Raw genomic sequence first — 14,812 nt, forward strand, 5'->3', positions numbered from 1 at the left:
CGAATAAATATAGGTATTTTTTTAGTAAAGTAGTTAAATGGCAAACAGGAATTGTCTATAGAAGTTAAAACACCTATCCCTTACAATCCAACTGAAAAGCTACAATCATTACAAACCTGCTTAACCGGACTTGGAGTTATCAGTGTAGCAGGTTAGTGATTGCATTGTAACATAGATAAGGGCTACTGAAATTGTATGGTAGGTACATTCTTATCAGACTTGATCATTTCCGTTGCTTTACCGGAATAGGTATTTTTCTCAAATTTTATATTTTGCGATGCATTAATATGTATTGCTGCATTCTGAGGATGTAATTGTGGAAAAGTCCCTGAATTGGTTATCGTATTTTCCTTGAAAAGCAGACCATCTGTATTCGTAATTTCCAAAATTAAATTATCAAATTGATTAAAGGTGTTGTTTGATATTTCTATGTTTCTAAAAGCAATATTTTTATTATCATCGTCCGTGGCAAAGCGAATTACCCCCCGGTTAAAACCACTATGTTGATTATCCTGAAATATATTATTTCTTATAATAACATTAGCTGCGTTTCCGGATTCGAACCAATGCCCGCTTTCTACCGGAATGAGAATGGCCTCCATCTCCGTGCTAAAAAAATTATTTTCTATCACCGTTTTTTTAGGATTTGAAATCAATAGACCCCTGGCCCTATTATTAGAAATTATACAGTTTTGAACTAATACATCCGGATAAGCATCGAGATTTTCTATCAAATCACCAATTTTTAAATCCTTAGGCAACTCTTCATTTAAAGTAATAATTTGATAGCGTTGATTGATATATTGAATGTTTTTTATAGTGGCTTTATCGTAGGCGAAAAAAGAGTTGCTTAATCTTACAAAACCCAAGGTGTCTTTTTTATTTCCTATTTTAAACCCTAATTGTTGATGATGTTCCATGCGCACACCGATAGAATTTTCAGATAAGATATCTACAATACTTTGATACGTCCCGTGTACATTTAGGGCATCATCTAGTTGGTTTGTAAATTTACTGTTCTTCAGGACTACTTTTCCCCGACATCCTACAAAATGAGTGGCATCTGCTGTAGTTGAGACCATCCTTCCCTTAGAAGGGGTAACGTTAAAATTGTCCAGAATTAAATCCGAAGAATTCTCAGCAATAATTCCCATACCGCCTGCATGGTGAATCGTTACATTTGTTCCCTTAAAACCAGTAGTATGTTTTACACTAAAGGCAGGGGAAACCCGGTTAAAGCCTTGTGCACCTTTCATAGTTAATATTTCACCAACCGGGGGCAGTTCTTTTCTATGTCCAAAAACACGTACCAAACCAGGTTTTAACTGTTTGACTTTTATAATATATTCAGCACCCAGGTTTTTATACTCCGGTGCACGTTTATCGTATGCATATTTATAGGTGATCTTATCTGTATGGTTTCTATTTGTTTTAGGAATCTTACCTTTTGAAGTTATTTGAGTTGCAGCTTCTGTATTAAAAGCAATCCCTTTTCTTTTAGTGTCATATAAAATGGATTGTCCTAACTCATGTTCATAATAAGGTTTAATAAAATAAATCTGCTCATTTCTGATTTCATACGGATATTCATCCGAAATTTGCATGTCAAACGAGTTTTCTTCTTTGTTATTTGCAACAATTAACCCTTCACTATGAAAAGCTTCGCTCCAATCTATAGTAACATTTTTAACCGTAATGTTTGCGCTATTCTCAATTAAAAAAGGTAGCATTACTCCATGAAAAATAAAGGAAGAACCTTGCCCATCTATAGTTAGGTTTTTAAAGTCATCCAGGGGGAAAGGGGTAGTAGTTAATAAATCTCCGTGATTAGATAAAAAAACAAATTTTTCAAAACCTTTGTCCGGATAAAAGTGGTACGTTCCCTTTTCAAATTTTATAGATGTTAACGCTTTATTTTCTAAAATTTTAGCAAGAACACTAGGGGTGGCATCTTCACTAATTTCAGTTGTAAATACCACTTCTGTGACTTCATTCTTTTCAGTAGTTATATTAGAATAAAAGTTTGTGGTTAGGAATGTAAAAAAAAGAATTACAGTATAGGTTCTAAAAGTCATTGATATGATAAATTTTAGTCATTTTAAAAAATTTAATTACCAGTGGTAACAGCATATAAATTTGGATCAATTTCAGCTTTAAAAAGTAGGTAAGCGTACTTTTATTGTATCTTTTAGTTTTCAAATTGTTACCTGATAAAAATACGCCTTCAAGACGTTAACTCTGTATAAGTAAATATCTTAGTTTACCTTAATTTCTATAGAATTTTTAAGTTTCTCAGATTGTGCCGTTAATTGTAATTTTCCTTTTTTATGACCGGTTTTTAAAACGATGAGACACCTGCCTTTCTTAGTTTTTATAGAAGTAGTGTTGGTAAATCTAGTAGTATCGCTAATATTTCCATTTGAGATTCCAAGAATTTTACCATCCCCCAGGAGTTGAATATTCAATTCTGTTTCCTGATTATTTACTAAAACACCTTTTTTATCCAGAATACAAAGTTCTATTTGGACAATATCGTTGGTAGAAATTTCTTCCTCGACTATTTTAAAATTAATCTTTTTGGGTTTATTATGTGTTTTTATTTCAAATTTACAAACCTCTTTTCCGTTGATAATACCTACTGCCTTTACAATGCCTGGTTGATAATTTACTTTTCGCCATTTCATAATCCAGTTAGGCACATCTGCCAGTTTTTTATTTCCTATCTTTTTTCCGTTTACGTATAAGTCCACAGATTCGCAATTGGTATAGGTGACCAGGTCATAAGGTTTGCCTTGTTCAAGGTTCCAGGTTTCATTTATGGGAGGCCAGTACCATTTACCGGAAGTAGAAAAGTCATTTGTGTCTCCTTCATATACCGCAATCCTTACCATGGGTGTATCTGTCCAAAATGCCTGGTATAAGTACGATCTTTCTTTTCTGAAACCCGCAATATCAAGCAGACCAGTATCCGTACCTAGTTTAGGAAATTTTCTGGACTCTCCCAGATAATCAATACCCGTCCATAAAAAAGCCCCGATATTATGGTCATTTTCCAGCACATCAAACCAGGGTAACTTTTCTATATTTGAAAAGCGTTTTTCTTCAGAACTACTAAAATAGATATAACTTTCAGTACTTACATACGCTTTGCCCGGATTACGTTCTGCAATGGCTTCATTCCATTGTTCTCCATAATTTAAGGCAACCAGATCCATGTATTTGGTAGTTTTAATAATATCGTCAACCTTTTCCGCTGGATTTTTATCTTTACCTCTTTCCATTCCGGAGATAACCGGCCGGGTGGGGTCAAGGGTTCTTACGAAGTTGGTATATTTTTTTAGTCCGAAACTTTGCCTGGCATCATCCGGGCTATGATTTTCATTACCTACACTCCACATAATGACACTGGGGTGGTTTCTATCCCTAAAAATGGTTCGCCGATAATTTTCTTTCCATTCCAAATAAAAATTAGGATCCCCAAACCCATTAGGATTAAAAAAGTTACCACCTTTCTTTGCTCTGGACTCATTATCATACCACTTATCTACAAATTCATCCATCACCAGAAAACCCATTTCATCAAATACATCCATAAGTTCGGGGGAAGCAGGGTTGTGCGCAGTTCTAATCGCATTACAGCCAATATCCTTTAGGTTTTGTAAGCGTCTTTTCCATACTTCGACAGGAACCGCAGCACCCAGTACCCCGGCGTCATGATGTATGCACAGGCCTTTTAGTTTTTTGTTTTTACCATTTAGGAAGAAACCCTTTTCGGCATCAAATTCAATAGTCCTGATTCCAAAAACAGATGTATAGTCATCGACTACTTTACCACCCACAATTATTTTGGATAGTGCTGTATACAAAACCGGGGTTTCATCACTCCATAATTCAGGAGACGAGATGATAATTTGCTGATCAACTTGATAATTCTTTAATAGTCCGGCATGTACTTGTGAAGAAGTAGCTCCTACTTTTAAACCCTCAGCATTATAAATTACGGTTTCTAACTCAAAATCTACGTTTCCCTTATAATTTTCTACGGTGGTTTCAATAGCTACCGTAGCTTCTTCCTTTGTAATTTTAGGAGTAGTAATAGAAGTACCCCAATTACGGATGTGGAGTTCATCAGTAACCCTTAACCATGTGTTTCTATAAATACCTGAACCAGTATACCACCTGGAATTAGGCTGTACGGAATTATCTACTCTTACCGCAATATGATTAGGTTCATCAAATTTTAAGAATAACGAAATGTCATAATAAAAACTGGTATATCCATCGTATTGATTTCCTACATGTTCGCCATTTACATAAATTTGAGCATGCCGGTAAACCCCGTCAAACTGAATTTCTATATGTTTATCCCTGTAGCTTTCAGGAAGGGTAAATTCTTTACGGTACCAAGCGATCCCTCCGGGTAACCAGGCATTTCGCCCGGAATTTTTCTGATCAAAATCAAATTCCCTACTCCAATCGTGAGGTACATCCAGTATTCTCCAATTTGTATCATCAAACTCAGGTTCTTTAAAACCTATACTATCGGCTAACTGAAATTTCCAGTTTTTATTAAAATTTTCTGTTATTCTGATATGTTGCTTGACTTCTGGTTGTGAAGACAAGTTAAAACAGAGTAAACTGATCATTCCTAGAATGTAGAATTTCATAAAAGCGTGCTATTGAATGTTAAATTGCGCAGTCCCTTTTAATTTTTTTGAAGTTGCAGAAACTTTTAGAACACCCTTTGCGTTACCTATTCGTAATAAAGCGGTGGCAATACCTGCTTCTGCTTCTAATTTTTCCGGGTTAATTACGGACGCAGCTCCTTCCAGGCTTACTTTTATTTCCTCTGAAAAATTCGGGTTTACCGTGCCGTTTTCATCCATCGCTGCGATGTAACAAAAAACTACATCATTAACTCCTGATTGTGGTTCTTTTCCGCTTTTATCTAACCAGATTTTTAATTTCGTAGGTGCTTTAGGCGTATGAACAAGGTCTTCTGAAACTTGTTTTCCGTTGATATAACCTATGGCTTTTAAAGTTCCGGCCTTAAATGAAGGAAGGGTAAACGTAAATGGTGGGTGCGATAACTTGTCTGTATTTTTACCAGAATCCGGTTTTTGAGTACCAATTACTTTATCGTTTAAAAATAAGGTAACTTCTTCTGCGTTTGAAAATACTTTTACATCCTTCGGAGATTTCTCATTCCAATAGGTTGCGATTTTTAAAACATTCCCTTCAATTGCGTCTCTTTGACTTTGATAAAAATAATATCCAAACTTAGGAAGCCTGAAGATATCCATAATTCCGGAATATTCAATATCAGGATGATACCCCCGGTTGTAATCATACATCACCCAGTAACTATCTGAATACGCCACGGTATTTAAATTGTCATTATGAGATTCTTGTAGGTTGTACGCCTGGTTTAATAAGCGCTCTTCACCAAAGGATCTTGCCTGCCGGCTACTTTTTTCGGTTCGTAGGTCATTAGGTAATTTATCCTGATTAAGACCTGCATTTTTAGAATAATATTCCCAATCCCCGTATTCTGAAACCGAATAGGGTTTATCTTTTAATTTATGCGGATGTAAAATCCGATGTTGCCTGGCTTGCAGATAAATATCATATACCTCATCCATCCATCCGCAGGAATATACATGTTCTCCGGGATATTCAGCATGGACGATTTTATGTAGTTTTTCCATAAAAAAGACCGGCATTTTTGTTTCGTTTAAAGAAACTTCCCAGGCCAATACAGAAGGTCTGTTTCTATCTCTCCGGATCAATTCTGTGGCAGACCGATAACAGTAGTTTCTAAAAGAATCCGTGTCCTTGTAAAATTGCCAACCCATAATGGCATCAATCACAACAATGCCCAGTTCATCACAAGCGCCCATAAACGCAGGGGATTGCGGATAGTGAGACAGTCTTATATAATTGAACCCGCCCTCTTTTATTTTCTTTGCATCCCGGTATTGTGCATTGTCAGAAAGCGCATAACCAATAAAAGGATATTCCTGATGGCGATTGACCCCACGTAAAAAGGTTTTTTCTCCATTAATATGCAACTGGTTATTGCTATCAAAAGTAAATTCCCTAATCCCGAATCTGGTTCTTTGCGTATCTACAATTTTTCCATTATTTATAATAGCGGTTTCCAGTACGTATAAGTTCGGATTTTCAGGAGACCATAATTTTGAATTGATGACATCAAGATTCATGCTTAATTCTGCATCTTTACCGGCTACAATAGTGGTGACTATCTCTTTTTTTATAATCACTTTGTCCTGAAATGATATGGTATTTACTAAAGTGATGTTACTATCCGAACCTTCTTCGTTAACCACATGTGTTTTAATACGTACTGTAGAACTTTCTTTTGCAACCTTTGGGAAGCTAATAAATACACCTCCACCAGCTACTTTATCTGCTAATACGGGATGTGAGATGTACACTTTTTCTTTAAAAGTCAGGAAAGCGTTTCTATACAGTCCACCGTACATATTAAAGTCTAGCGTTTTTAAGGGTTTAGGCCCGGTAATCTCATTATCTTCATTATTTAAACGGATAGCAATTACATTTTTTGTATCCTTTTTTAAATATTTGGTAGCATCAACTACCACGGGCAAATAGCCTCCATGATGCGTAGAAACTTCAGTGCCGTTAATCCAGATTTTAGAATAATTCATAGCGGCTTCTAGTTCCAGAAACACCTTTTTATCCGTATCATTTTCCGGTAAGCTGATTTCTTTTCGGTACCAGCAGTTTCCCTGCCACTGGTTGTTTACTACGAGTGGTTCTATGTGCGCAGTATGAGGTAAGGTAACCATTTCCCATTGAGAATCATCATAGTCCGGAAGTTCAAAGCCTTCTTCAGAAATACGGGTGTCTTTTAGTATCTTAAATTTCCAATCCTGATTTACCTTTACCACGCCATAATTTTCCTGTGTAAAGGCTTGTATGCTTATTAAAAAAGTATAGAGCAGGCATAGTATGGAGTTAACTTTGATCATAAATTAGGTTAATGGGTTATTGCTGTTTTTGAGATTCTTTAAGGTGTTTTTTATAGTCGTCAGCCATTTTCTTAAAACCGATTTCCACACCATTTTGCATTTCCTGATACAAGGCAGGTTTTTCTTTTTTTACATATTCCAGAATAGCCACAGCTTTGGACGCTATTGGAACATAGGTAGTACTTACCGGTTCCATTTCTTTATCTAATGTTAAGGTCTTTTCTCTTAACTCTTTTACTATTTCTGCATACTTTGGATCTGCTACCAGATTCTTCGTTTCCAAAGGATCGTTTTTTAAATCATACAACTCTTCTTTGGGTTTAGTGTCTTTAAAGAAAAACTCTTGTGTTTTAGTAAGTTTACCTTGCTTTTTTAAGGTTCTCATTACATGTACTGCCGGACGATAAAATTCCAGATATGCCTGATGTGCATCAAAAGGAACCTTCGGCATATCGTTTCTGATATATTTCCATTCACCAGAGGTTACCGCCCTTGACTTTTCTTCGACTTCATCCCATAAATCGCGGGCAGCATACACATAATCTCTTTTAAAATCAGGATCAAACATAGGTTTACCCGTCATAAAATCAGGTATTTCTACACCTGCCGCATCTAGAATGGTAGCTGTTATATCCGTAGCACTTACCACATCTTTTCTTATTTCTCCTTTTTTTAATTGCTCAGGATAATAAACGATCAATGGAATTCTTAAACCCGGATCATGTAGATAGCCTTTTCCTTTAATATTACAACGACCATTATCACCAATAAAAATGACCATCGTATTGTCCGCCATTCCTTTGTCTTCCAACTCTTTAAATATCACCCCAATTTCTGCATCGATATATTCCATTTGATCCAGATACTTGGCCCAATCCAGTCGAATGGTCGGATGATCTGCCATAAATTCGGGCAATACCACATCATTCGGGTTTACGGGATGTTTTGATTTGGCCCTAACCTCATCCCACCAATCCCCTCTATGTGTTGCAACCAATTGAATTTGAGCGAAAAAAGGTTCGTCTTGTTTTTCAAACGTGTCATATTTATCAAATAAACCGAATTTTGTTTTTCCATCCCATTCCCCCAGGTTTTCATATTTGAAGTTCACGTCTATTTTCCTTCCTTTGTTCATTACGGAATGGTTGCCTAAAATGGTTGTATAACCTGCCTCTCGTAATAATTGGGTAAAAGGGGTAAATTGAGGATCAAGGGGAGTTTCTCTATTACTTCGGTGGTGATGCGTATTGCTTTTAACCTGGTGTACGCCCAGCATCATCGATGACCTGCTAGGAGAACAGATCGGATTGGTAACAAACGCATTTTCAAAACGAACGCCATTTTCTGCCATTCGGTTTAGATTGGGCGTTTTTACAGCCTGCATACCGTAACATTCAATATCCGTACTAATATCCTCTGCCATTAGCCAAATAATATTAGGTTTTTTTAGTATTTCTACTGCTTCTGCTGTTTGTACTTTTTCAATTTGGGCAATTTCTTTTTTTTGTTGCCCGCAGGAAAGTAAACTTATACAGTATAAACTAGCTATAAACCAAGTATTGGATATTTTTACTTTTATCATTACAGATTTGTGTTGAAAAGTACCATGTAGAAGGGTAGTATACTCAATTTTCTAAATAAATTATACAAATTATACCCATTCGATACTTTAGTTATGTTATTACTAAATTTCAATTATTTTCATTAAAAATTCCACCTGAATAGGGGTAAAATTCATTTTTAATACTTTCCTTCTTAAAAAGATCATTCATCGCTGCTACAATTTCCGGATGTTGTCCTGAGATATCTTTGGTTTCAAAAATATCATTAGCTAAGTTATATAATTCCGTATGGTAAGAATCTGCAATCCGTACTGCTTTCCAGTCTCCTTCTCTGATGGCTTGTTTAAAACCTGCGGGCTTGTTACCTTCCTGAATCTCCCAATATAAATATTTATGCTTTTGTTGTTCCTGGTCCAGTAATTCCGGTAGAAATGAAATGCCATCCACTTGTTCCGGGGCATTTATACCAGCAACTTCTGCCAGGGTAGGCAGAACGTCATAAAAGGTTGCCTGATGCTTAGAGACCGTTCCCGGACTGATTTTACCTTTCCAATAGGCAAACATTGGTTCTCTTACACCACCTTCATATAAATCTCTTTTATGACCTTTTAATCCGCCGGAACTTTTAAAAAAAAGGGGGTCATGATTTTCTTTTTGTGGTCCGTTATCGCTGGAAAAGATGATCAATGTATTTTCCAGTTCGCCTTGTTCTTTTAGAAGATGAAACAAACGCCTTACCTGATTGTCAAATAGCGTAATTCTCGCGGCGTGATTACGTTCTTCTTCCGGCCAGCCTTTTTCTCTATACAAATCATTATGCGAAATATAGTATTCATGTGCATGTGGTATTCGGTAAGACATGTACAAAAAATAGGGCTTCTCAGGATTTCTTTTATTTTTTAAGTAGTCTAAGGCAAAATTAGTTCTGAATTCATCCAGAATTTTATATTTGGTATAGTCATAAAAAATAGAATCCTGGTCATTGTTTACCCAGTGAACACGTTCGTCAATTTCTTTTCCGTTTTTATCTTCTCCCCATTGCTCCTGGACAGCATAATCAAAACCTCTGCCTTTTGCCCAGGTAGAGGTGTCTTCAGGAACACCTAAATGCCATTTACCGATCATTGCAGATTGGTACCCCGCTTCTTTTAATAGTTCCGGAATGGTAATCTCCGTTTTACGTAAGGGTATTCTAGTCCATTTACCGTCCATCGCTCCTTTGTTACCACGAATACTTAAATGCCCCGTATGCATCCCTGTCATTAAAGAGGCTCTTGAAGGTGAACAGACGGAAGTACCAGCATAGAAATCGGTGAATTTTTTGCCTTGATGCAGTAATGAGTCTAGAAAAGGGGTTTGTATTTCTTTTTGACCGTAGGCACCTAATTCGCCGTAACCCATATCATCTGCCAGCAAAAAGATAATATTTGGTTTTACTGCTTTTTTAGTAACAGCAGCTATTTCTTCTTTAAATTTCTTCTCATTCTTAGATTCCTTTTTACAGGAAGCAACAAGAATGGTAAAGCAAAAAGTGTATATAAGGAATTTCATAAATTCACCTTTATTGTTTTTTACAAAAAAACCTAAAAATGCAGGAAGCATTGTATCTATTCGTTTAGGATATGTATGTACTGATAAAATTCCTTGACACCCGGGAATGACTTATAAAAGTCTATAAACCAATTTATAATCCTACTGCTTCCTGGAATACGTAATGGTATTAAAATACAGGAACCGCTTCTTTCTCCCAGGTTGCAATATCTTTTTTTAATTTCGTTTCAATTTCCAGTCCCGTACCTATTAAGTTAGTAGTTTCGCTAATATCTTTTACAACGTTAAATAGTTGAAATTTACCGGAATGATATTTTATAAGCTTATAATCGCCATCAATAACCGCAGCATACTGGTCTTCATAACTTCTAAAGAAGAACAATTGCCGGTCTGCGATACTGTCACCTTTTAAAATAGGAAGTAAACTTTTACCCTGAATCCAATCGTCTTTACATGCTTTACCCGATACAATTTCCAGCAAGGTTGGGTATATATCTATGGATTGCACCGGGATTGTGGTTTCTGAACCTGCTGTCGTTACTCCCGGATAATTAATAGTTAATAACACCCTGGCACCACCTTCACCTAATGCATTTCCACCTTTTTTACCTCCGCTTAGCGGAGCATTCGTATAAGCACCACCCTGGTCTGATAGTAATATAATAATTGTATTATCTTCAATTCCTTTTTCTTTAATGCTTTTTCTAATCTTACCTACAGATTCGTCTAAAGCTTCTATCATGGCAGCATGATGAGCGTATTTACCTTCTAATCCTTTATCCTGGTATTTTTTTAACAGATCCTTTCTACCTACAGAAGGTCCATGTACCGTGTAGTACCAGAAAGACAGCATAAAGGGTTGTTCACGATCATAGTTTTTAATAAAATTCGTAGCTTTCTCCGTTAAATCATCGGTTAAGTAGTCACCCTCTTTAACCCCTGAATTTTGATATCCTAAAACATCTTGTTCTTCTTTAAAAAACGGGTAATAATAGTTTCTGGGATGTCCGGCGTTCGTAGTTCCGTACATTTCGTCAAAACCTTGTTTATCCGGATAATGTGCTCGATGTCCTAAATGCCATTTTCCCAAGAACATGTTGTAATATCCATATTCTTTTAAGCGCTCTGCATACGTAATTTCTTCCAGGGGTAGGTAATTGATAGAAGGCATCTGTACCGGATCTTTAGGCCACAAACTGTATTTTTCTATTTCAGGATTGCCGGAAATATGACGTACCATTTGCATTCTTACCGCTTCTTTACCCGTTAAAAGAGATGCCCTGCTTGGGCTACAGGTGGGAGTAGGAATGTAGGCACGGGTAAAGTCCATACTTTCTTTTTTAAACTGATCGATATTGGGCGTTTCAAAAACCGGATTTCTATAACCTACATCTGCCCATCCCCAGTCGTCGACAAATAATAAAACTATATTCGGCTTTTCTGGTTGGGGTACCTTCTCCCGGAGTGTTACTTCCTGACTTTTACAAGTTGTAAAACTAGCGGTAATACATAATATTACTATGGTATGGAATATATTCATTTGATTTATTTGAAATATCTGTATTTATCTATAGCCGGATCAATATCAAACTAGCTATACCAACGTATTAATTTTTAACCTTCAATTCGGCTTTTAACGGGTCATATTTAGGGTTTTCTTTCATCATCTGGGCTCCGACACTATGCCTCCAGTTTTTTAAATTTTGTAATAGTTCCAGGCTCAATACTTGGTGGGTACTTGCAAGGTTTTGGGTTTCCCTGGGGTCCTTTCTCAGGTTATACAATTCTAAGCTTCCATCCTCAAAAAACTCTATTAATTTATAATCACCTTTTCTCACCGCACCGTAGGGTTTTGTCCGATGGTAATGTGGATAATGCCAGTAAACAGCATCTCTATTAATATTTTTTGAATCTCCTTTTAATAAAGGTGCGATACTGATACCATCCTGATGTTCGCCCGGTTTTAAAGGCAAGCCGGCTAATTCTAGAACCGTAGGGTAAACATCCGTGCCTATTATAACTTCATCGCTAGTAGTATTAGGTGCTATTTTTCCAGGCCATCTTACTATAAAGGGTTCTCTTACACCACCTTCATAAGAAAAACCTTTATACCCCCTAAGACCGGCAGTTGTCTGGTCAAAATTACCCCCATTATCCCCAGTTAAAATGAGTATGGTGTTGTCCGAAATTCCCAATGCTTCTATCTTCTTTACAATACGCCCTACACTATTGTCTAAGGATGTGAGCATACCCGCTCTTTTCGGGTCTATAAATTCTTTTTTTGTATTCTTAAAACTTTGCGCTTTTTCAGTATACTTTTTTTCTAATTTTTCCGGGCACATTAGGGGTCCGTGAACGGTATAATAGGATAAATACAAAAAAAATGGTTTTCCCCGGTGAATAGTGTCTAAGTAGGTAATGGCTGCCCCTGTTAATTTATCGGTTAAAAAATCTCCCGGATTTCCATCATCTAGATTAGGCATTTCAAAAGGTGAAAAATATTTCCCTTTTCCTTTAGGCATTCCCCAATGATTACCACCTATATTTATATCGAATCCGTGATTAGTTGGGTAATGTGATGCCAAGTCACCCGGGTTTTCGGGTATTAGGTGCCATTTTCCGAAAAAAGACGTATGGTAACCACCTTGTTTTAACGCTTCTGCCAGGGTTGTTGTGGTATGTTCGATTTTCATATTCCAATCTGGGATGGAAAGCTTTGCGTAAGGAAAGTTGTGTCCTGAAATCCAATCAGTTATATGGGTTCGTGCAGGATATCTACCAGTTAAGATCGCTGCCCTGGAAGGAGAGCAAACGGTACTGCAAGCATACGCATTAGTAAATAACATCCCTTGTTTTGCCAATGCATCTATATTAGGTGTTTCATTAAAAGTAGCTCCGTAGCAACATAAATCTCCCCAACCTAGATCATCAACCAATAAAAAGACAATGTTAGGTTTGCCTTGAGCATAAAAACTCATGGCATAAAAAAGTAATATGGTTTTTATAAGGTTTATCAATATCATATAGGTTAGGGAGTTATCCTAATTTTATCCTAGTTTAAAATAATCTTTTTTGATAACTTTCTATCTGGAGTTTTAAGTTGTATGATATACAATCCCTTTGACAACGAAGAAACATCTAACTCAGTGTTCTGGTTTTTACTCTTTTTTGACAACACAAGTTTACCTAAAACGGAATAAAGGTTGATTTCTGTCGAAGCCTCCGAACTAATAATTAATTTATTTGAACCGGAATCCTGGTATACCTTAACCTCCCCGAATACTTCATTTTTCTCAATATTTAAAGTTTGAGCTTTTGTACTTGTTTGTAAAGGATTTGGTGTATTTCTATCTTCCCGAACGATAAAAATTGGTGGCCCGTCAATATCACATCCTTCAAAGTCATTTTCTCCACCGTCGGTTATCAAACCATCTGCTCTTACTTCTGATGAAAAACCAGTATGTGTAAGGTTATCTAAAACTATTTTAAATTTACCTGCCGGATTATTAAAAGATACATAATCTTCTAATGATAAATAAAGAACAGGTGCTATCGATGGTGAGGTATAAGATTCATTATCCGGATTTATGGATAAGTTGATAGCTCCCCTCAAAGCACAAGGTACGTACCTTAAACGCCCGCCTCTGGTTTGAGCTTTTGTACCATAGGTTGCTGATATATTAGCAACAACAGATTCTTCTGAAAATGTACCGGGAGTATGACCATCCAATGGGTTGCCATTGCTATCCACTTGCCCTTTACTTTTAGATAAAAAACCGGAACTAATGGAAACTACGGCCTGGCAACTAGTACCGGAAACGTCTCTGATATCCACCATCCCTTGCATAATAGTATGTGGGGACAACATCACTGCATGTGATCCGTTTGTACAAGATATATTTCTGGCATATACATTATTAATTATCGGGGTTTTATCTGTAAGATATAAATTGGCAAGGCCTTTAAACCCTGATTCCAGTCTCAAAGTAACTCCACCCTCTCCTGATAAATTTCTAAATAGCATATCCTGAGCCACTTGATTTTGGGTTAGACCGTACCCGTAATGTGCATTTTTAATATCCATGTTTTCTATAATCCCAAAGGTTGCAAACTTAGCTGGTGAACTACCTGCGGCACCGGAAGAAAGGGCATTAAACTTAGTATAATTATCAAGAATCAGGATATCTGCTACTTTAAAATTAGTAGTATTCCCTAATTTAAAAGCTCTGATTTTATCATTAGGTTGCAAATTTGTAAAATCAAATGTGCATTTTGTACCATTTGTACTTTGAAAACTCCAATTGCTTATATTTCTAAAGTTATTCGCAAATCCAACACTAAAGATTGTTTCAGCGGGAAGCGGTGATTTAAAAACAACATTTGGGCGTACGCGTATATGAACCCCAGTTTTTATATCGACTTCTTCTAAAGTATAAGTACCCGGACTAATAGTTAATACTCCACCTCCGGAAGAAGACAGCGAATCTATCATCCCCTGCAGTGCACTGGTAGAATTATCTCCGTTCGGGAAAGTCATTCTATTTGTGGTATTGATATTGGGATTGTAAAAGTAGGAGTCCGGAGGTAGGGGTCTATCTAATGGATTTTGGGCGAGGCAAAAAAAGGTTCCTAAAAAAAGGGCTTTTAAAATTAGTAAAGATTTCATATCTGTAGTTTGAGTTA

General features: G+C 36.6%; 8 protein-coding genes. All 8 read right to left on the reverse strand.

Annotated elements, in window-relative coordinates:
- Nucleotides 1-182: 182 nt before the first annotated feature.
- Nucleotides 183-2,075, reverse strand: coding sequence for a right-handed parallel beta-helix repeat-containing protein (locus tag NBT05_RS07015; RefSeq protein ID WP_265772783.1), 1,893 nt, complete (start codon nucleotides 2,073-2,075; stop codon nucleotides 183-185).
- A 180-nt stretch (nucleotides 2,076-2,255) separates the two neighbouring features.
- On the reverse strand, nucleotides 2,256-4,667 hold the full coding sequence (locus NBT05_RS07020; RefSeq protein ID WP_265772784.1) for a glycoside hydrolase family 2 TIM barrel-domain containing protein: 2,412 nt from the start codon (nucleotides 4,665-4,667) through the stop codon (nucleotides 2,256-2,258).
- Nucleotides 4,668-4,676: 9 nt separating this feature from the next.
- A complete protein-coding gene (locus NBT05_RS07025) occupies nucleotides 4,677-7,016 on the reverse strand; it encodes a glycoside hydrolase family 2 TIM barrel-domain containing protein (RefSeq protein WP_265772785.1) in 2,340 nt (779 codons plus the stop codon).
- A 16-nt stretch (nucleotides 7,017-7,032) separates the two neighbouring features.
- A complete protein-coding gene (locus NBT05_RS07030; protein WP_265772786.1) occupies nucleotides 7,033-8,598 on the reverse strand; it encodes a sulfatase in 1,566 nt (521 codons plus the stop codon).
- Nucleotides 8,599-8,707: 109 nt separating this feature from the next.
- The gene (locus tag NBT05_RS07035; RefSeq protein ID WP_265772787.1) at nucleotides 8,708-10,129 is read right to left on the reverse strand and encodes a sulfatase-like hydrolase/transferase; all 1,422 of its coding nucleotides are present in this window, start codon (nucleotides 10,127-10,129) and stop codon (nucleotides 8,708-8,710) included.
- 169 nt (nucleotides 10,130-10,298) lie between these two features.
- Nucleotides 10,299-11,669, reverse strand: coding sequence for a sulfatase (locus NBT05_RS07040; RefSeq protein ID WP_265772788.1), 1,371 nt, complete (start codon nucleotides 11,667-11,669; stop codon nucleotides 10,299-10,301).
- 67 nt (nucleotides 11,670-11,736) lie between these two features.
- Nucleotides 11,737-13,152 carry a sulfatase gene (locus tag NBT05_RS07045; RefSeq protein WP_265772789.1) on the reverse strand — a complete coding sequence of 472 codons (1,416 nt, stop codon included), beginning with the start codon at nucleotides 13,150-13,152 and terminating at the stop codon, nucleotides 11,737-11,739.
- 29 nt (nucleotides 13,153-13,181) lie between these two features.
- Nucleotides 13,182-14,795 (reverse strand): T9SS type A sorting domain-containing protein, encoded by a 1,614-nt coding sequence (locus NBT05_RS07050; protein WP_265772790.1) that lies wholly within the window; start codon nucleotides 14,793-14,795, stop codon nucleotides 13,182-13,184.
- Nucleotides 14,796-14,812 lie beyond the last annotated feature (17 nt).

Source organism: Aquimarina sp. ERC-38, from assembly GCF_026222555.1.
Classification (GTDB): domain Bacteria; phylum Bacteroidota; class Bacteroidia; order Flavobacteriales; family Flavobacteriaceae; genus Aquimarina.

Bases quoted from the DNA above. Each gene is read 5' to 3' on its own strand.
- NBT05_RS07015 (WP_265772783.1), bottom strand. From the start codon at position 2,075: ATGACTTTTAGAACCTATACTGTAATTCTTTTTTTTACATTCCTAACC.
- NBT05_RS07020 (WP_265772784.1), bottom strand. From the start codon at position 4,667: ATGAAATTCTACATTCTAGGAATGATCAGTTTACTCTGTTTTAACTTG.
- NBT05_RS07025 (WP_265772785.1), bottom strand. From the start codon at position 7,016: ATGATCAAAGTTAACTCCATACTATGCCTGCTCTATACTTTTTTAATA.
- NBT05_RS07030 (WP_265772786.1), bottom strand. From the start codon at position 8,598: ATGATAAAAGTAAAAATATCCAATACTTGGTTTATAGCTAGTTTATAC.
- NBT05_RS07035 (WP_265772787.1), bottom strand. From the start codon at position 10,129: ATGAAATTCCTTATATACACTTTTTGCTTTACCATTCTTGTTGCTTCC.
- NBT05_RS07040 (WP_265772788.1), bottom strand. From the start codon at position 11,669: ATGAATATATTCCATACCATAGTAATATTATGTATTACCGCTAGTTTT.
- NBT05_RS07045 (WP_265772789.1), bottom strand. From the start codon at position 13,152: ATGATATTGATAAACCTTATAAAAACCATATTACTTTTTTATGCCATG.
- NBT05_RS07050 (WP_265772790.1), bottom strand. From the start codon at position 14,795: ATGAAATCTTTACTAATTTTAAAAGCCCTTTTTTTAGGAACCTTTTTT.